This is a genomic window from Variovorax sp. J31P207, assembly GCF_030316965.1.
GTDB lineage: Bacteria > Pseudomonadota > Gammaproteobacteria > Burkholderiales > Burkholderiaceae_C > Variovorax > Variovorax ginsengisoli_B.
The window spans coordinates 247,168-265,657 of record NZ_JASZYN010000007.1 but is presented as its reverse complement, the minus strand read 5'-3'; the positions used below and the strand labels follow the sequence as shown (position 1 = coordinate 265,657).

Annotated in this window: 13 protein-coding genes and 1 pseudogene; 10 read left to right on the top strand and 4 right to left on the bottom strand. The window is 70.0% G+C overall.

The genetic code is table 11. From position 1 onward, the window contains the following. Nucleotides 1-38: 38 nt before the first annotated feature. Together QTI68_RS24305 and QTI68_RS24300 are read left to right on the top strand one after the other, a co-directional pair. Nucleotides 39-1,178, top strand: coding sequence for a TIR domain-containing protein (locus tag QTI68_RS24305; protein WP_286525233.1), 1,140 nt, complete (start codon nucleotides 39-41; stop codon nucleotides 1,176-1,178). Between the two features lie 4 nt (nucleotides 1,179-1,182). Next, nucleotides 1,183-1,992 carry an N-acetylmuramoyl-L-alanine amidase family protein gene (locus QTI68_RS24300; RefSeq protein ID WP_286525229.1) on the top strand — a complete coding sequence of 270 codons (810 nt, stop codon included), beginning with the start codon at nucleotides 1,183-1,185 and terminating at the stop codon, nucleotides 1,990-1,992. Here QTI68_RS24300 and QTI68_RS24295 read toward each other — a convergent pair. Then, nucleotides 1,943-7,429 (bottom strand): DUF7379 domain-containing protein, encoded by a 5,487-nt coding sequence (locus QTI68_RS24295; protein ID WP_286525228.1) that lies wholly within the window; start codon nucleotides 7,427-7,429, stop codon nucleotides 1,943-1,945. The genes QTI68_RS24300 and QTI68_RS24295 overlap by 50 nt on opposite strands. A 168-nt stretch (nucleotides 7,430-7,597) precedes the next feature. On the opposite strand from QTI68_RS24295, the gene QTI68_RS24290 reads away from it, so the two are divergent. The 4 genes from QTI68_RS24290 (at nucleotide 7,598) to QTI68_RS24275 (ending at nucleotide 12,224) form a co-directional block, all read left to right on the top strand. Then, nucleotides 7,598-9,556 (top strand): putative Ig domain-containing protein, encoded by a 1,959-nt coding sequence (locus tag QTI68_RS24290; protein WP_286525227.1) that lies wholly within the window; start codon nucleotides 7,598-7,600, stop codon nucleotides 9,554-9,556. Between the two features lie 127 nt (nucleotides 9,557-9,683). Continuing rightward, complete coding sequence (locus tag QTI68_RS24285) at nucleotides 9,684-11,240, top strand: aryl-sulfate sulfotransferase (RefSeq protein ID WP_286525226.1); 1,557 nt, start codon at nucleotides 9,684-9,686, stop codon at nucleotides 11,238-11,240. 52 nt (nucleotides 11,241-11,292) lie between these two features. Further along, nucleotides 11,293-11,745 carry an FHA domain-containing protein gene (locus QTI68_RS24280; RefSeq protein WP_286525224.1) on the top strand — a complete coding sequence of 151 codons (453 nt, stop codon included), beginning with the start codon at nucleotides 11,293-11,295 and terminating at the stop codon, nucleotides 11,743-11,745. A gap of 89 nt (nucleotides 11,746-11,834) precedes the next feature. Beyond that, nucleotides 11,835-12,224, top strand: a complete 390-nt coding sequence (locus QTI68_RS24275) for an FHA domain-containing protein (RefSeq protein ID WP_286525222.1) — start codon at nucleotides 11,835-11,837, stop codon at nucleotides 12,222-12,224. A gap of 8 nt (nucleotides 12,225-12,232) precedes the next feature. On the opposite strand, the gene QTI68_RS24270 is transcribed toward QTI68_RS24275, so the two are convergent. The 3 genes from QTI68_RS24270 to QTI68_RS24260 all read right to left on the bottom strand — a co-directional run bounded on the left by QTI68_RS24270 (nucleotide 12,233) and on the right by QTI68_RS24260 (nucleotide 14,481). Continuing rightward, nucleotides 12,233-12,700: a hypothetical protein gene (locus QTI68_RS24270; protein ID WP_286525220.1), complete on the bottom strand. Its 468-nt coding sequence runs from the start codon at nucleotides 12,698-12,700 to the stop codon at nucleotides 12,233-12,235. Next, nucleotides 12,697-13,299 carry a hypothetical protein gene (locus tag QTI68_RS24265; RefSeq protein WP_286525218.1) on the bottom strand — a complete coding sequence of 201 codons (603 nt, stop codon included), beginning with the start codon at nucleotides 13,297-13,299 and terminating at the stop codon, nucleotides 12,697-12,699. Before QTI68_RS24265 ends, QTI68_RS24270 begins: the two co-directional genes overlap by 4 nt. 174 nt (nucleotides 13,300-13,473) lie before the next feature. After that, complete coding sequence (locus QTI68_RS24260; protein ID WP_286525217.1) at nucleotides 13,474-14,481, bottom strand: AraC family transcriptional regulator; 1,008 nt, start codon at nucleotides 14,479-14,481, stop codon at nucleotides 13,474-13,476. A 179-nt stretch (nucleotides 14,482-14,660) separates the two neighbouring features. Here QTI68_RS24260 and QTI68_RS24255 point away from each other — a divergent pair, with 179 nt between their 5' ends. From QTI68_RS24255 to QTI68_RS24240, 4 genes and pseudogenes are all read left to right on the top strand, one after another. Further along, entirely contained in the window at nucleotides 14,661-15,452 is a 792-nt protein-coding gene (locus tag QTI68_RS24255) for an SDR family oxidoreductase (RefSeq protein ID WP_286525215.1), read from the top strand. A gap of 19 nt (nucleotides 15,453-15,471) precedes the next feature. Further along, entirely contained in the window at nucleotides 15,472-16,710 is a 1,239-nt protein-coding gene (locus tag QTI68_RS24250; protein WP_286525214.1) for a styrene monooxygenase/indole monooxygenase family protein, read from the top strand. Nucleotides 16,711-16,724: 14 nt separating this feature from the next. Then, nucleotides 16,725-17,960, top strand: a pseudogene (locus tag QTI68_RS40180) (styrene monooxygenase/indole monooxygenase family protein); the annotation flags it as partial. Next, nucleotides 17,934-18,458 carry a flavin reductase family protein gene (locus QTI68_RS24240; RefSeq protein WP_286525574.1) on the top strand — a complete coding sequence of 175 codons (525 nt, stop codon included), beginning with the start codon at nucleotides 17,934-17,936 and terminating at the stop codon, nucleotides 18,456-18,458. The pseudogene QTI68_RS40180 and the gene QTI68_RS24240, both read left to right, overlap by 27 nt. Nucleotides 18,459-18,490 lie beyond the last annotated feature (32 nt).

The window sequence follows — 18,490 nt, the reverse complement described above, 5'->3', positions numbered from 1 at the left end:
CGTGCGCGAAGATGCGCTGCGGGCCACGAGAGGGGCACATGCCAGACGCAACAGAAGAGGTCTTCTTCAGCTATTCGCGCAGCGATGAAGCGCTCGTGCTGAAGATCGCCTCGGCCTTGCGGCGGGACGGGCGCCGCGTCTGGGTCGACCAGATCGACATCGCCAAGGGCGCGCGCTGGGACGACGAGGTCGAGAAGGCGCTGAAGGCCTCCTCCTGCCTGCTGGCCATCCTCTCCCCGGCCGCGGTCGCCTCGCAGAACGTGATGGACGAGGTCTCGTATGCCCTCGGCGAGAAGAAGAAGGTCATCCCCGTCCTGTCGAAGCAGTGCGACATTCCCTTCCGCCTCAAGCGCCTGCAGTTCGTCGACTTCACCGGTGACTACGACAAGGGCTATCGCGAGCTCTCGTCCGCACTCGACGGTGGCGCGGCGCCGCCTCGCAAGGACGATGGCGTGCCGCCCGGCGCATCCAGCCGCCGGACGCAGCAGGCCCTGATCGGAGGCGCTGTCGTGGTGGTGGCGGCGGTCGCGGGCTATGTCGTGCTCGACCGACCGACCCCGGCGCCGGCGCCTGCGCCGGTCGTCGTCGCCCCGTCGCCGCCCGCGGTGCAGCCGGCACCCGTGGTGGTCAAGCGCGAGCCCGAGCCTGCGCCCGTGGCGCCACCGGTGCAGCCTGCGCCCGTCGCGCCGCCGCCGCCGGCGCCGCCACCGGTCATTGCGGCAGCGCCCCCACCCGCCCCGGTGTTCGTGCCCCCGCCGGCGCCCGCGCCCATGAAGCAGGCTGTGGCCTCCGACCGCCAGCTCACCGATTTCGTGCACCGCTACATCAGCACCCAGAACCGGTCGAGCCCCAACGACCTGGTGGCCTTCTATGCCGACGAGGTCGAGTACTTCAACGAGAAGCACGCCACCAGGGCCTTCATCCTGAAGGACCGGTTGAACTTCCAGCGTCGCTGGCCGGAGGTCGACAACCGGCTCGCCGGACCGATCGACATCGACCGTTCTTCAGGCGATGGAACGGCGGTGCTGTCGTACACGATCCGCTACGGCGTCCGCAGCCTGGAACGCGGCGACAGCAAGTCGGGCATGGCGCGCGACGAACTGCGGGTGCGCCCTGTAGACGGCCAGTTGCTGATCGTGGGCCAGCACCAGAAGATCCTCAACGCGCAGGCGAACTGAGGCGATGCGCACCATCCGCCGTGCGTTGGCGTGGCTCTGGCCCCTGCTGCTGGCCGCGACGCCCGCCGGGGCCTGCGACAGCGCCGGCTTCGCGATCGCCATCGATCCAGGGCACACCCGGGCCAACCCCGGGGCAACCAGCGCCCGCGGCGTGCCGGAGGTGCAGTTCAACGCGCAGCTGGCCGAGGTCGTGCTGCGCGAACTGCGGCGCGCCGGTTTCGAGCAGTCCTTCCTGACGGTCGAGGACCAGGCCCCGATCACGCTGCCCGAGCGCGCCGCCCGGGCCGAGGCGCACCACGCGCGCCTGTTCCTCTCGCTGCACCACGACGCGGTGCAGCCCCAGTACATGTCGGACTGGGAATACGAGGGCCGGCCGCAGCGCTACAGCGACCGGTTCAGCGGCTACTCGCTGTTCGTGTCGGCCAAGAATGCCGACGAGGCCCGCAGCCTGCGAATGGCGCAGCTGCTGGGTGCCGAGTTCCGGCGGCGCGCGCTGGCGCCCACGCTGCATCACGCCGAACCCATCGCCGGAGAGAACCGGCCCTTGCTCGATCCAGCGCTCGGCATCTACCGCTTCGACGACCTGGTGGTGCTCAAGCGGGCCTCGATGCCGGCGGTGCTGATCGAGGCCGGCCTGATCGTGAACCGGGCGGACGAGTTGCAGCTCGACAGCGCGTCGTTCCGGCAGACGCTCGCCGAGGCGATCACCGCGGCGGCCCGGCAGTTCTGCGACGAGGCGCCCGCTGCGCCGGCCGGCGCGGCCGTCAGGTCGAAGCTGTCTTCAGCCGCTCGAGCGTCGCCAGCAGCTCGGTGACCCGCTGGCGGACCGCCTCGGGCTGGTCCTTGCGCGACAGGCAGGGTTCGAGAACGAAGCGGGCCTGGTTCCAGACCGAATCCCACATGCGCGGCGACGGCACGCGCACCTTCAGGTCGCACAGCGTGGCGATGAGCCGGGGTGCGTCCTGGTCGAGGCGGCCGCGAACCAGCGACACCAGGATGTCGAGTTCGGTCTCGCCGACCACGGACCAGAAATCGGGCGCCTTCGCGACTGCCAGTTGCAGCGCATCGCGCACGTCCTGGATGCGCGCGTCCGCCAGCTCGGGCGGCTTCTTGCTCAGCAGCGCGGCGCGGACCTCGGCGTCGAGGTAGTTCTTGGCAGCATAGAAGCGCTTCACATTGCCACTGGTGCGGGCCGTGTCGTTGGCTTCGCGATAGTGCAGGCTGGCCTGCTTCAGCGCCGCCTTGGCATCGGCTTCCCGGCCCTGGATCGCCGACAGGGCGAGCGTCTTCCGCTTCCAGCCCGAGCCCAGCAGGGTCTCGCGTTCGTAGGTCCGCCCCACCGCCAGCACCTTCTCGAGCAGCATCAGACCTTCCTCGATCAGCGCGATGTCCCCGTTGGCCTCGCCGAGGCGGGTGAGCAAGTTGCCGAGCTGCTCGGCCGCCTTCAGCGAGGCCGTGCCGTCCTCGGATTCGACGGCCTTGCGGTACCAGTCGACCGCCTGCGCGCGGCGGCCGAGGTTCTCGTTCGCCCTGCCGAAAGCCTCCGCCACGATGCCGAGCTGGCCCCACATCGGGCCGAAGGCCTGCTCCAGGTAGAGCAGCTTGTCGCCAAGGCCCTGCGCGTCCGGCGACCGGTACTCGCCGTCGACCGCGATCCTCTCGAGCGCGAGCTCGAGCGACACCCTCGACGCCACGCCCGCGTACTCGTCCGACGGCGCGCGGCGGGGCGCCTGGGCACCCGCGTTGTCGCCGCGCCAGGTCCAGTCCGGGTCGCCATAGCACTGGTACGCGGCCCAGGTGTTGCCGTTGCGGTCGGTCTTCCAGGCGGCCTCGCGCGCGGCGCCGACGGCCTCGATGAAACGCGCGTTGTCGAGCAGCCTGGCGTAGAAGGTGGTGGCGAAGGTCGCTGCCGCCTCGTCGTCCACGGCCCAGCCGGCTGCGATCACGCAGCGCACGCCGACCTTGATCAGCGCCTCCGCGATGTTGGCCGCGAACGCGGCGCGGTCGTACGGCTTCGGGGGCGTGAGCACGGTCGATGCGTCGCGGCCCGCGAGGTGGCAGCAGTTGAGGAACACCAGCTGCGGCACCACCCGCATCGCCTCGATCTCGTTCGCACCGAGGTAGGTGTCGGTGCCCGACAACACGACGCCGCCGTTCGGCCCGAAGGCGCCGTGCCCGGCCACGTGCACCGCACGGTAGGGCCGGTCGAACAGCGCATTCACGACCGCCTGCGCATTCGGCTGGTCGAGCGCCACCACGGCGCTGGTGGTTCCGGCGGCACTCGCGGATCGCAGGAGGTTGGCGACCGCGGTGGCTTCGCGGCGTGCGCCCTCGAGGCTGGGGTACGTCGTGGGATCGCATTGCGGCTCGCCCACCACCAGGATGGCGGCCTCGGGCGTGGCGTCGCGCGGCTTGGCACGGAAGTCGTCCAGCCGCAGCTTGCGCAGCAGCTTGGTGCGGATCGCCCAGGGCCGCTGGTCGTCGGAGCTCGGGTCGGGATTGGAGTTGAGCAGCTCCCAGGGGATGCCGGCGGTCTTCGGTTCGAGCTCGATCACCATCTCGCTCTTGCCGCCGAGGAAGGGCTCCATCTCCACCGGCACCAGCAGGTTGAACAAGGTGCGGCCGATCGATGGATCGCGGTTGCCGTCGTTCGAGGCCGTGGCCACCATGTCGCGCAGCAGGTTGCCCTGGGCGCGCTGGGCACGGACTTCGGTCCGTGCCCGCCGGGTGTCGAGGGTGTAGGCGATCACCGGGTTCGCGGCGTCGCCGGCCTGCGGCGCCTGCAGCGCACTGATGAGGTCGTAGCTGGCGCCGCGATAGCCCGAGTCGACCATCCGCGTCATGGCGCCGGCGCCGGACTCGACGTGGCCGACCACCTTCAGCCGATCGGGCGTTGCGGTCTGCTGCACGTGCAGCGCGCGCCACGCGTCGCCGGCCCGGTCGAGGAACAGCTCGACCACGATCAGCCGGCTGAGCTGCGGCCAGCCGCTCTTCTGGAGCCGCTGCCTGGCCTCGGCCGCGCCCAGCGCCACCGCGATCGCGGCCCCGCCGGTCGTGATGCCCGTGCCGCCGCTGCCGATCAGCGTCGCGGCGAGTTCGAAGTCGGCCGGCGCGCCGCCCGGGTGCTCCGACAGGCGCTGGGCGTAGGCCAGCACCGCCTGGCGCACCGTGAACACCAGGTCCTTCGCCAGCAGCTTGCCCTCGGGCCCCAGCCCGCAGACGATCGCCGCGGCCGGGCTGGCCATGCGCTTCGGGTTCTCGGGGTCGCCGCGCCAGTTGCCGAAGATCTGGTGCGAGCCGACCAGGTCCGGATACAGGCCGGCATCGAGCCCCCGGCTCATGCCCTTGCCGACCAGCCGGTCGATCACGGCCTCGGCGCCGGTCAGCCGCATCGCGCTGTAGTGGCCGACCAGCAGCGCCGGCTGGACGAAGCGGATGTCGGCATTGAGCACCTGCACCTCGAGTGCCGTGGTGGGCGGCGGCCGCTGGTCCGCGGCCGACGAGACGCCGAAGACATCGGCATCCGACGACGGTGGCTGCGAGCCGAGCAGGCCGCGCGACGGCCGGCTGCGCACCACCGCGGCCAGCGGCGCCGCGCCGGCGCCGCGGGTCGGCGCGGCGAAGGCATCGAGCTGCGTGGTCTTGCCGGTCGTCAGCAGTTCGACATAGGCGGCCCATGCCTGCGACACGGCGGGCAGCTTGCCGTGCTCGGCATCGAGCTTCCAGGTGGGCACGCCCAGCTGCATCGCGCTTTCGTAGGTCACGCGGCCGTCGCCGGCGTCGGCCGAGCCGGTGTATTCGAGGCCGACGCCGCCGTCCAGCGCGTAGCCCGTGGGCGTGAACGGCGCCCGGCCCACCACCAGCACGATCTTCGACCTGGTGTCGCCGAGCGCGGCCACCTGGTCGTCGAGCTTGCGGCGCAGGCTGGTTGCCGCATCGAGCACCTGCTGCGGCGGCGGGCTCCAGTCGTACACGGCCTTCTGCGCATCGAGCTGGTGCCAGGTGCTGCGGGCCGCCAGGGCGTCCTTGTCGGCCTTGATCAACGCTTCCCATTTCTCGGCGCTGCCCAGGCCCCAGGCCGGGTCGAGCAGGCCGGCCTGCATCTCGAGCAGGCCCGGCATGCCGGCCATCATCCTGCGCGCCTCGCCGTTGTGGAACAGCGATCCGAAGGCGACCAGCGCATTGCCGAAGTTGTCGTCGCCCGAGAGGATCTGCATCGGTGCCCACGAGCCCCCGTTGGGCACGCCGAGCATCAGCAGGCGGGCGTCGGCATGCGCCATCAGGCGGTTCCAGGTCTTGGGCGACACGATCTGCATCGTGCGCGCGACCAGGCCGCCCATCGAATGCGCGACGATGCGCACCGGCTGCCCGCTGGCCGCACGCGCATCGAGCTGGGCATCGACCGCGGCCGCGAGCCGCTTCGCCTCGTCCTCGATGGGGCGCCGCCAGTCGAAGGCGAAGGGGAACACGGCATGGGTCTCGGCGAGGCGATCGATGAGGCCCTCGTAGCTGCCCTTGACCGGGCCGTCGGGCTGGACGTTGTCGGCGGTCGCCGGGTCCCAGCGCAGCTGCAGCAGCCCGTTGAGGAAGGCGAAGCCCAGCCAGACCCGCTTGTCGCCGACCTTGAGGTTCGAGCCGAGGATACCCGGCAGCACGAACACGGCCGGGCGCGCGGGATCGTTGGCCGGCACGCCGCCCCGGGTGCCCTCGGCGCTCTCGCCGCGCCACGACAGCGGGCCGATGGCGGCGAAGGCCGGCGGCGCGTTCTCCAGCAGCGCACCGACGATGCCGTCGACGGTGGTCGGATTGGCGAAGTAGTTGAAGTGGTTGACCTTGGCGCCGCGGTCGAGCAGGAAGCTGGCGCTGCCCGCCGCCGGGCCGGCGGCCCGCGGCACGCCGCCGTACATCGAGCCGGTCTGCACCACCAGGTCGTTGTCGGCCCAGTAGAACGCGTCGGCCATCAGGGTCTTGACCCAGGAGCCGATCGAGTCGCCCTGCATGTCGCCGGCCACCACGCGCAGGTCGCCCGGGATCTGGACGTTGCCCATGTCGAGCCACTTCACGAGCGCGCTCTCGGGCATCATCGCCTCGATGCCGGGCAGCTGCGTCGGATCGGCGCGGCGGCGCGCGACCTCGTGCAGGAAGTCGACCAGCTCGGGCGCGACCGGCACACTCGCCAGCTTCAGGCCCCACTGCAGCACCGACAGATAGGCGTCGAGACGGCCGGACGCCAGCGTGGTGCCGCGGGCCGGGCAGGCCACGCGCACCATGCGCTCGACGCGCAGGCCCTTGACTTGCGCCTCGGCCACCAGCGCCTTCAGGTCCTGTCGCTCATCGCCGTAGGCGTCGGCGACGAACAGCGCCAGTTCGTCGTCGCCCAGCGCGGCGCCGCCGCAGGCCCGCGCGAGCACCTCGGCCACCAGACCGCCGCGCGAGTGCGTCAGCAGGTGCAGCCGCGCGCCCGCGGGCAGCGCGCGCACCAGTGCCAGTGCGTTGCCGATCGGGCTCTTGCCCACCGTCGGATGGTCGAGCGCATAGACGCGGTTCTTGTAGCGGTCGAACAGCGTGCGCACCTTGTCAGGCTGCAGCCACAGCTTGCCGAAGGTGCTCACCGTGTCGACGAAGGTGCCGTGCACCAGCACCAGCAGCGGGCCACCGTCTTCCGCCGGCTCCACGGCGGCGGCGCGGATCGTGCCCTTCATGAAGGCGTCGGGCTGCCAGTCGGGCGGCAGCTTGTAGACCCCCTCGACGACCTTGCCATCGATCTTCTTCGTGACCATCGAGGCCACCAGCGTCGCCGCATCGGCCTGGAAGCCGGTGAGCACCTTGAAGGCCGAGAGCGCGACCTCGCCCATCCAGCCGCGGGTCGCGCTGCGGCTGGCGGCGGCTTCGAGGCCGGGCCAGCCCAGCTGCGCCTTGACGACCAGCGCGCCGGCATCCGTGGTCTCGACCGCGCCGCGGGTGCCGGCGGGCGCCTGCGCGCGCAGCAGGTCGGCCGCGCTCTGGGGACTGAGCACCAGCGTCGGGCCGTTGATGACGGTGAGCTCGACCACGTCCTCGCCGTCGCGCGCGACCACGCTGGCCATGTCGTCCTCGCCGCGTGCCGTGCCGATGCCGGGGACGGCCGTGGGCGCCACCGGCACCGCACCGCGCGAGGTGGTCGAGGCGGCCCGGTCGGCCGCCATGCCCGAGTCGGCCTTCAGCAAGCGATTCGGAACGACGAAGGTGATGTTCCTGACGGCATCGGCCAATGAGAACTCCTTGCGGCCATTCGGCGCAACGGCGGGTGGGCGACGCAGTATGTCGTCGAAGCCGGCGCGCGGCAATTATTGCTGGAGGCCTATGCCTTGGACATGACCCGTGACAGGCCGATGCACCCGCATGCATACTGCGAACCCTTCGTCGTTGAGGGGATCGGCATGCAGACGACATCTTGGTCCGGTGGCTTGCGCCTGCTGGCATGGGGCCTGGGCATCCTGGCGCTGCTGGGCCTGCATGCATGTGGCGGCGATGGCGGCAGCGGTTTCTTCGTCCCTGGCGTTGCCACGCCTCCCGCGGGCCTGCACTACCAGCGCAATGCCGTGGTCTACACCCTGGGCCGGGAGATCCGTCCGAACGCCCCGAGGAGCAGTGGCGGGCAGATCCTCCGCTACGTCGTTCGCCCCGCATTGCCCGACGGGCTCCAGATCGACCCGACCAGCGGCATCATCAGCGGCACGCCGCAGGTGGTCGCGGCCCCTGCGCTGTACACCGTCACCGGCAGCAACTTCGCGGGCGCGGTCACGACCGGCCTGCTGATCGCGGTCAGGTCCAGGACGGAGCCCCCTGCGAACCTGAGCTACGAGAACCAGAACGCGATCTACGTCATCGGCGTGCCGATCCGGCCGAACCATCCCTCGGTGGATGGCGGCGACGTCAGCAGCTTCACGGTGCAGCCGGAGCTCCCCGACGGCCTGGTGATCGACCCCGTCACCGGCATCATCTCCGGCACGCCCAGCCGGCTCGCTGCCTCGGCCAGCTTCACCGTGACCGCCGCCAACAGCGCCGGTGCGACCAGCGCCGTGCTGCAGATCGAGGTCAGCAGCCCGCCGACCAAGGGACCCAGCCTGCTGGTCTACGAGGAGCCGAAGGCCGTGTACGCCGCGGGCAGGCCGGTCATGCCCAATGTGCCGCACAGCGTCGGCGGCCCCATCGATGCCTTCGCCGTGTCGCCGGCGCTGCCGACCGGCCTGAGCGTCGATGCCTCCGACGGCGTGCTCTCGGGTACGCCGCAAGAGGTCAGCGCTGCCGCAGACTACACGGTGAGTGGCAGCAATGCGGCCGGAACGGCCTCCGCGACGCTGAACATCGAGGTGGTTCCCGCGGGTACAGGCGTGCCAACCGGCCCCATGAGCGTCGCGCGCGCCCATCCGACAGCCAGCCTGCTCGCGCTGGGCCTGGTGCTGATCGCGGGCGGCAACGACGACACCCATACGCTGGCATCGGCGGCGCTCTACACCCCCGGCACCCGCTCGTGGGCGTCGACTGGCTCGATGAACACCGCGCGCTATTTCCACACCGCGACGCTGCTGCCGGACGGCCGGGTGCTGGTCGCGGGGGGCGAGGATCTCAATGGCGTGTTCAACGCCTCGGCGGAGATCTACGACGTCGGCACCCGCCAGTGGTCGCCGACCGGCGCCATGGGCGTGGCTCGCAGCGGCCACACCGCCACCTTGTTGCCGACCGGCCAGGTGCTGGTGGCGGGCGGAACCAACGGCGGCTTTCTCGCGACCGCGGAGCTCTACGATCCCGCCACCGGCCGGTGGACGCCGACCGGCACCATGAGCACCGCCCGCAGCGTGTTCACCGCCACGCTGCTGGCGGACGGCCGCGTGCTCGTCGCCGGAGGCACCAGCGGCAGCCCGCTCGCCGCGGCGGAACTGTACGACGCGGCCACCGGCCGCTGGACGCCCACCGGGTCGATGCTCGCGGCCCGGCTGACGCACACTGCCGTGCTGCTTCCCGACGGCAAGGTCCTGGTGGCTGGCGGCAACGGCGGCGCCGCCGGCGGTGGCTCGCTCGCGACCGCGGAGCGCTACGACCCCGCCACCGGCGCCTGGTCGGCCACCGGCGCAATGAACACCGGGCGCACCGCCGCCACCGCGACCTTGCTGCCCGAGGGCCAGGTGCTGGTGGCAGGGGGCTATGACAGCAGCGGCCGCGCGCAGGCTTCGACGGAGCTCTACGAGCCCGCCAGCGGCCAGTGGACGGGCACCGGCGCCATGCGCGACGCGCGCTACTTCCACACCGCCACCCTGCTGCCCGATGGCAACGTGCTGCTCGCCGGAGGCACCAACGATGTCGCGGCGCTGGCCACGACGGAGTTGCACGTGCCGTAGCGCCGTCCGCGCACTCGTCTGAGGGTGTCACATGCATGCCTGCTTTCGTGTCAAGCCGCCGATGGGGGATGCAGGCGCCCCTCGGCGGGCTAGTCTGGGCGCTTTCGGGCCCGAGCGAGGTCGAGCAATGAAGCTGATCCTGTGCACCGCCATCGCGTTGACCCTTGCCGGCTGCGGAGGAGGAGGCGGCGGTGGCGGCGGCATCCCGGCGGTCGCTCCGGCCTCGGCGCCTGCCGCCAGCGCGGTCGTGGCCAATGCGGCGACCGTCGTCGCCGTGCGCCCGGGTGTCTCGCCCTTCATCGCCTTCGTCGACCTGCGGGTGGCGGCCGGCGAAGTGCTGAGCTCGGCCCACTACCGCATCGAGTCCAAGCCAGGCAGCGTCTCGCGCCCGGTCGATGTCGACTACGCGATGTCGTACCTGAGCCGTCGTGGCTATGCGGCCAGCCCGGGGAGCAGCGGCGGCATGGTGACGGTCCCGGTGTTCGGGCTCTATGCCAACTACGGGAACCTGGTCGACATCGAACTGCAGTTTGCCGACGGCGACGTGGAGCCGATCCAGGCCAAGGTCGACACGGCCGCATACACCGATCCGAACGGCATCTACGACCGGCCCGTCATCCTGAAGGCGCGAACGGCGGGCGCTGCGCTCGGCTTCGACTTCTTCTACATGAAGTCCGCGCTGGGCAGCCCGGTGGTGGTCGACACCGACGGCCAGATGCGCTGGGTGGTGCCGGCAACGATGTCGTCGCTCAGCTCGACAGTCCGGGGCAACGGCTTCGTCATCGGCGACCCGCAGGCGCCCCGGGTGCGGCGCCTCGAACTCGACGGCACGACGCACGACACCGCCCTGCAAGCGCCGGACGTCACCAACTTCCACCACAACATCGATCCCGGCAAGGTCGGCTTGCTCGGCGATGTGGATGCCATCCGCAACGGCGTGCAGGCCATCGAGAGCACGCTGGTCGAGTTCGACCCGGACAGCGGCGCCCTGATCAAGACCTGGGACCTGGGCGACACGCTGTCGCGCGCCATGCAGGCCGCGGGCGACGACCCGGCCGCGTTCGTGCGACCCGGCGTCGACTGGTTCCACATGAACGCCGCGACCTACGACCCGAGCGACGATTCGGTGATCGTGTCGAGCCGGGAGAACTTCGTCCTCAAGATCGACTATGCCAGTGGCGACCTGCTGTGGATCCTCGGCGATCCGGCCAAGTACTGGCATACGTTCCCCTCGCTGGCGGCCAGGAGCCTGACGCTCGGGTCCGGCGGGCTCTACCCGATCGGGCAGCACGCGGTGACGATCGCCCACGACGGTTCCCTGATGCTGATGAACGACGGCCTGGCATCTGTCAACCAGCCCGCCGGTGCGCCGGCCGGCGAGGCCCGCGGCTACAGCGCCGTGTCGGCCTACACGATCGACGTGGTGGGGCGCGGCGCGACCGAGGCCAGGCGCTTCGACTACGGGCAGTCGGTGTTTTCGTCGGTCTGCTCCAGTGCCTACGAGGCTGCGGCCGACGGCTCGGTGCTGGTGGACTATGCGGTGGCGGACAACACCACGCATGCGCGCCTGGTCGGGCTGGACCCCGGCCAGAACGTCGTGTTCGACTTCGAATACCCCACCACGGGCTGCAACACCAGCTGGAATGCGCAGCCGATCTCGTTCGAGGCGATGCGCTTCCAGTGATGCAAATGAAGCCCGAGTGCGCCGCTGGGCTGTCGAATTGAGGTGAGAATGCGTGCGCGCGCTCACGCCGCCTTTCATCACCATGCCGCTGCTCCTCATGACCACCGCCAGCGGCGAGACGCTGCAGGTCCCCCTCAAGCCTCACGACAACAAGGTCGGCCGGGGCACCACCAACGACGTGATCGTCGACTCGTCCCAGGCCAGTCGCGACCACGCCGTGATCGACGTCGAGCATGCCTTCGTCACCATCACCGACCTGGGCAGCCGCAACGGCACCTTCGTCAACGACGTCCAGATCCAGAGCCAGGTGCTCGCCGACGGCGACCTGATCCGGCTCGGCAGCTACGCGATCAAGTTCGTCGCCGCCGACCAGGAGTTCAGCCAGGTCGAGGCGCAGCGGATGATGACCATGCACGGGCTGCTGGTGAATATCGACACCGAGCGGGCCGGGCCCGAGGCGGCGACGGGCCCCGGCATGCCAAGAAGTACCCGCGGATCTATCTGATTTCCCTGCGGTTTCAGCCTCCAGTCAGGTTTCCGGCGGAGTTGATGTAACAATAAGGTGTTACACAATATTGCATCTGCCGAGGACGCATGCCGAAACTGATCTTGATGAAGGGTGTTGCCGCGACCCGGCAATTCTCCTTGCTCGCGAAGCAAACCACCATTGGCCGGGCGTCGACCAACGACGTCGTGCTCGACTCGATGCAGGTGAGCCGTCACCACGCCCTCGTGACGCTCGACGGCCCCTTCGTGACCCTCAGCGACCTCGGCAGCCGCAACGGCGTCTTCGTCAACGGCGTCAAGGTGCGGTCCCAGGTGCTGGTCGGCGGCGACGAGGTGTCGATCGGCACCTTCAAGATCCGCTTTCTTTCGGGCGACCATGATCCGTCGGGGATCGACGCGATGCGCCTCATGACGACGCCGGAACTGCTGGCAGACCTGGACCGGTCGCGCGAGACTTTGCACGCGTACGACGTCTGAGCGGGCCCCTACAGCGACAGCAGCCGTTCCAGGAACGCGCGGTCGCGTCGCAGCGCTACACGCAGTTCCTCGGTCGAGTCCGCCTGCTCGGCATGCGCCTCGATGCGGGTGCGCTCGCCGCTGAAGGAATCCGCCAGGTTGTTCAGCACCTGCTGCACCAGCTCATCCGCCTTTTTCACCGCCTGCCGGGGATCGTCGACGAAGCCGATCTGGACGGCGTCCCAGCCGCGGCGGAAGTTCTCCGCGACGTCGGCCGGGAAGAGGGGCTCCAGTGGCTCGACGTCGGTGCGCCGGCTGTCCGCTTGGCTATTGGCGGCGGCTCTCGTCGTCACCGGGTCGTCTTGGGGGTAGCCACCCCGGTCCACCCGGTCGGCTCGCACATCGAGAGCGGGCACTACTGCCGAAGGAGACTGGGCGAGAGCCTCTGATTCCACTTCGGCCTCGCTGGCCTGACGGCGCTTGGATTCGAAAATCATGATCTCACCTCCATGGGTCGGGTCGGCCGGATCGATGGCTGGGGCCTGGCCTCCGGCCTCAGCCCGCGCACTTCCAGCAATTCGTCGAAGAGCGCGCGGTAGTGCACCACGGCCTTGCGCAACTCTTCGGTCTCGACCTCGCCGCGCAGCGTCCGCCCGCGGATTTCCTGCGCTGCGCGGTAGTTGCTCACGACGGTGGGGTGATCGACCGAGATGTCCGCGGCCCGATGCTCGAAATCCGCCATCGGATAGCCACGCTTGGCCAGCAGCTCGCGCACCAGCGCATCGGCCTGGTCGACCACGCCCCGCGGGTTGTCGACGAAGTCGGCCTGCAAGGAGGTCCAGGCGGCGCTGAAGCGCGCGGCATCCGCGGCTGCCAACGGCACGATCGCCAAGTGCCCGACGCGCTCCTCGCGGCGTCGCAACTCCGCTTCGGCCCGGACACGGCTGCCGAGCGCCTCGACGGCACGGTCGTATTCAGGCCCGAAGCGCGTCCGCAGCCCCTGCGACTGCTTGCTGCGGTGGATGGCATAGGCAGCCAGCGCGATCACGATCACGGCTGCGACGATGGCGACAAGTGTCCATGTCTGAGGGGTCATTGCGTTCATTGCTCTCGTCTCCCGGGTATGAGCCACCGGCCGCACGGGGGCGTTTGGGGTCGCTGGCAATTTGATCCTGCGCCAGGGCACTGCGCCGTTGCCGCAGCCCAGGGGAGTTTCGAGAGTCGGAGAGGGCCTACGGACGCGGTGCGAATTACTCGCACGTCCTCGGGTTCAGCAGCCCCGCGCCCCGAGCGTCTCCGACGGCCTTTCCCCGAACCGCGCCCGGTACTGCGCCGCGAAGTGCCCCAGGTGCAGGAACCCGTACTTCTGCGCCACCTCGCGCACACCGCCCGCGGCAACGCCGGCGCATGCCTGGAGCTCGGCCCGCACCCGGTCCAGCCTGAGTTCGCGCAGGAACTCCATCGGCCCCTGTCCCGCATGCTGGCGGAACGCCACTTGCAAGGCCCGCGCGCTGCAGCCGACTTCGCGGCAGATATCCGCCAGCGACAGGGGCTGCTCCGCATGCGCCGCCATGTATTCCTGCGCCTTGCGCACCACGCGCGGCAGCAGGCTGCGCTGCGCCTCGCCGGCCAGCGCGCGCGAATGGTTGTGGCCCGCCGACATCAGCAGGCTCGACATCAGGTATTCCTCGGCATGCTCGCCCAGCCGCCCGCCCGATTGCAGCGCATTGCCCGCATCCAGCGTGAGCCGCAGGTAGTCGATGAAGTGCACCAGCGGCGCCAGCGCGGGGTTGTCCAGCGGCACGCCGAGGTCGAACACCAGCTGCTGCTTCACCGGCGCCTGCAGCAAGGATTCGAGCCGCGAGAGCAGGGCGGACCGGGCCAGCCGAACGATCAGATGCGGGCTGTCGTCTGACCAGCGCATCGACAGCGGCTCGGTCGGCGAGGGCAGCGACGCCAGGCTGGGTGTCGCCTCCACCTGCTGCGCGCCGCAGCGGATCTCGGCACCGCCGCGCAACGGAATCTGCAGCAGGAAAAAGTCCTGCAGGTAGCCCGGATCGATCTGCACGCCCGGCCCGTACTGCACGTAATTGAGGCTCACGTCCCGATGCAGCCGCGCACTGTGATGGCAGGCGTCGAGTTCGGTGCGCGGCCGCAGCATGACCAGCTTGTGCGGGCAGAACACGCGGGCCACGCTCTCGCGCGCCTCGTCCATGTCGTGGCTCTCGAAAAGTCGGTAGCGCTGCAGCGGCAGCCGTGAAGGGGTGGCGGTTTCCATGGGGCCAGGGCACCGTAGCAAAAACCGTCCCCGCCCACAATTCGGGCCAGCCCTCTGATGAAAGCTGCGCGCCACGGACTGCGCCTGCGTTTGCGGGACTCGCCAGCGGCCTCCCTGGCCCTAACGTTCGCTCCACAGGCCATCCCGGCCTGCCCGATCAACCGAGGAGAGCAAGCGTCATGTTCAAGGGACTCGAGGGCAAGAGCGCCATCGTCACCGGTGGCTCCACACTGATAGGCGCCGGCGTGGTGCGCGCACTGCACGCCGCTGGCGTCAAGGTCGTCATCGCCGACATCGATGCCGACAACGGCCAGCCGCTGGCCGATTCGCTCGGCGCCGGCGCGCGCTTCGTGCGCACCGACATCACCGTCGACGCCCAGGTGCAGGCCTGCGTGGCGGAGGCGGCCGCGCGGCACGGCGGCGTGCACTTCTTGGTCAACCTGGCGTGCTCCTATGTGGACGACGGCTTCAAGTCGCCGCGCGCCGACTGGCTGACCTCGTTCAACGTCAACGTGGCGAGCGCGGTCGCCATGCTGCAGGCCGTGCACCCGCACATGGTCGCGGCCGGGGGCGGGGCGGTGGTCAATTTCACCAGCATCTCGTCGCGCGTGGCGCAGACCGGGCGCTGGCTCTATCCGGTGAGCAAGGCCGCGATGGCGCAGCTCACCCGCAACATGGCGATGGACCTGGCGCCCGACCGCATCCGCGTCAACAGCGTGTCGCCAGGCTGGACCTGGTCGGCCGTGATGGACAAGCTCAGCGGCGGCGACCGCGCCAAGACCGATCGCGTGGCCGCGCCCTTCCATCTGCTGGGGCGCGTCGGCGACCCGGACGAAGTCGCGCAGGTGGTGCTGTTCCTGTGCTCGGACCACGCCAGTTTCGTGACCGGCGCCGACTACGCGGTGGACGGCGGCTATTCCGCCATGGGCCCCGAGCAGGCCGTGCCCGCCATTCCCAAGCTGATGAATTAACCGTATCCAGGAGCAAGCAATGAAACGAATCGCCATCGTCGGCGCAGGCCAGTCGGGCCTGCAACTGGGCCTGGGCCTGCTCGCCGCAGGCTACGAGGTCACGATGTACAGCAACCGCACGGGTGAGGACATCCGTTGCGGCAAGGTCATGTCGAGCCAGTGCATGTTCGGCGCCTCGCTGCAGATCGAGCGCGACCTGGGCCTGGACCACTGGGCGAGCGATTGCCCCACGGTCGACGGCATCAGCCTCGCCGTGCCCCATCCCGAGCAGAAGGGCGCCAAGGCCATCGACTGGGCCGCGCGGTTGAATGCGAGCGCGCAGTCGGTCGACCAGCGCGTCAAGATCCCGGGCTGGATGGACGAGTTCCAGAAGAAGGGCGGCGAACTCATCTTGAAGGACGCCGGCATCGACGATCTCGAAGCCTGCACCCGCAGCCACGACCTCACGCTGGTCGCCAGCGGCAAGGGCGAGATCTCGAAGCTCTTCGAGCGCGACGCCCACAAGTCCACCTACGACAAGCCGCAGCGCGCCCTGGCGCTGACCTACGTGAAGGGCATGAAGCCGCGCCAGCCCTTCTCGGCCGTGTGCTTCAACCTGATCCCCGGCGTCGGCGAATACTTCGTCTTCCCGGCGCTGACCACCACGGGCCCCTGCGAGATCATGGTGTTCGAAGGCGTGCCGGGCGGCCCCATGGATTGCTGGGCCGACGTGAAGACCCCGCAGGAGCACCTGGCGCGCAGCAAGTGGATCCTCGACACCTTCACGCCCTGGGAGGCCGAGCGCTGCCGCGACATCGAATTGACCGACGACAACGGCATCCTCGCCGGCCGCTTCGCGCCGACGGTGCGCAAGCCCGTCGCGACCCTGCCATCGGGGCGCCGTGTGCTGGGCCTGGCCGACGTGGTGGTGCTCAATGATCCGATCACCGGCCAGGGCTCCAACAACGCGGCCAAGTGCGCCGACACCTACCTGAAGAGCATCCTCGCGCGCGGCGAGGGCGCGGCCGATGCGGCGTGGATGCAGCAGACCTTCGACCGCTACTGGTTCGGCTACGCGCAGTGGGTCTCGCAGTGGACCAACATGCTGCTCGCGCCGCCGCCGCCCCATGTGCTCAATCTGCTCGGCAGCGCCGGCGCGATACCGCCGCTGGCCAGCGCCTTCGTCAACGGCTTCGACGATCCGCGCACCTTCTTCCCGTGGTTCGCGGACCCGGCGGAGGCGGAGCGCTACATCGAAACCTGCGCCGCCGTCGCTTGAGCCGGAGCCCGGGCATGAAGCGACGCGTGGCCATCGTCGGCGCCGGACAGTCCGGCATGCAGCTCGCGCTCGGCCTGCAGCGCGCGGGACACGAGGTGACGGTCTACTCGAACCGCACGGGGCAGGAGATATTCGACGGCCCGGTCATGTCGAGCCAGTGCATGTTCGAAACCGCGCTGCAGACCGAGCGCGAACTGGCGCTCGACGGGTGGGCCGGTGAATGCCCCATCGTGGAGGGCATCGGCATGGTGGTGCGCAGCCCCGAAGGCAGCAAGGCCATCGAATGGAGCGCGCGGCTCGACGGCCCCGCGCAGTCGGTCGACCAGCGCCTCAAGATCCCCGCCTGGATGGCCGAGTTCGAGCAGCGCGGCGGCCGGCTGCTGCTGCAGGACGTGGGGCTGGCCGAACTCGAAGCCTGCGCCGCCACGCACGAGCTCGTGGTCGTCGCGAGCGGCAAGGGCGAGATCTCGCAACTGTTCGAGCGCGACGCCGAGCGCTCGCCCTTCGACCAGCCCCAGCGCGCGCTGGCGCTCACCTACGTGAAGGGCATGAAGCCCGCCCAGCCGTATGCGCGGGTGTGCTTCAACCTGATCCCCGGCGTGGGCGAGTACTTCGTGTTCCCGGCGCTGACCACCACGGGGCCGTGCGAGATCATGGTGTTCGAAGGCGTGCCCGGCGGCCCGATGGATTGCTGGTCGGACGTGAAGACACCGCAGGAGCACCTGGCGCGCAGCAAGTGGATCCTGGACACCTTCCTGCCTTGGGAAGCCGAGCGCTGCGGCGACATCACCTTGACAGACGACAACGGCATCCTCGTGGGCCGCTTCGCGCCGACAGTGCGCAAGCCCGTGGCGACGCTGCCGTCGGGGCGCCGTGTGCTGGGCCTGGCCGACGCGGTGGTGCTCAACGACCCGATCACCGGCCAGGGCTCCAACAACGCGGCCAAGGCCGCCGACATCTACCTGAAGCGGATCCTCGAACACGGCGATGGGGCCTTCGACGCCGCGTGGATGCAGCAGACCTTCGACCGCTACTGGGAAGGCTATGCCCGCTGGGCCACCGACTGGACCAACAGCCTGCTCGCAGCCCCGAAGCCGCATGTGCAGAAGCTGCTGCAGAGCGCCACCCACATGCCCGCGGTCGCGAGCACCCTGGTCAACGGCTTCGACGACCCGCGTGTCTTCGCGCCCTGGTGGTTCGATGCCGCCGAGGCCGACCGCTTCCTGGAGGGCAGGGCGCGCGAGGCGGCGGCCGACCGTTTCGACCGGCGCGACTTCCGCAAGGCGCTCGGCCAGTTCACCACCGGCGTGACCGTCATCACGACCCGCGGCATCGACGGCCGCCGCGTGGGCATGACCGCCAACTCGTTCTCGTCGGTCTCGCTCGACCCGCCGCTGGTGCTGTGGAGCCTGGCCCGGCAGGCGCCGAGCGTGGCCGACTTCACCGGCGCCAGCCATTTCGCGATCAACGTGCTGGCGGCGCACCAGCATCACCTGTCGCGCCAGTTCTCGACACCCCAGCCGGACAAGTTCGGCGGCGTGGACTGCTGCGACGGCACGGCCGGCGTGCCGCTGCTGAATGGCGTCATCGCCCGCTTCATCTGCCGTAACGTGAGGCAATATGACGGCGGCGACCACCTCATCTTCATCGGCGAGGTCGAGCGCTACGACCGTTTCGACGGCGAGCCGCTGGTATTCCATTCGGGCTATTACCAAGTGACGACCCGACATCCGGAATGCGTGCAATGAGCGCGCGGCCCGCACACCCATCCACCCCCTGA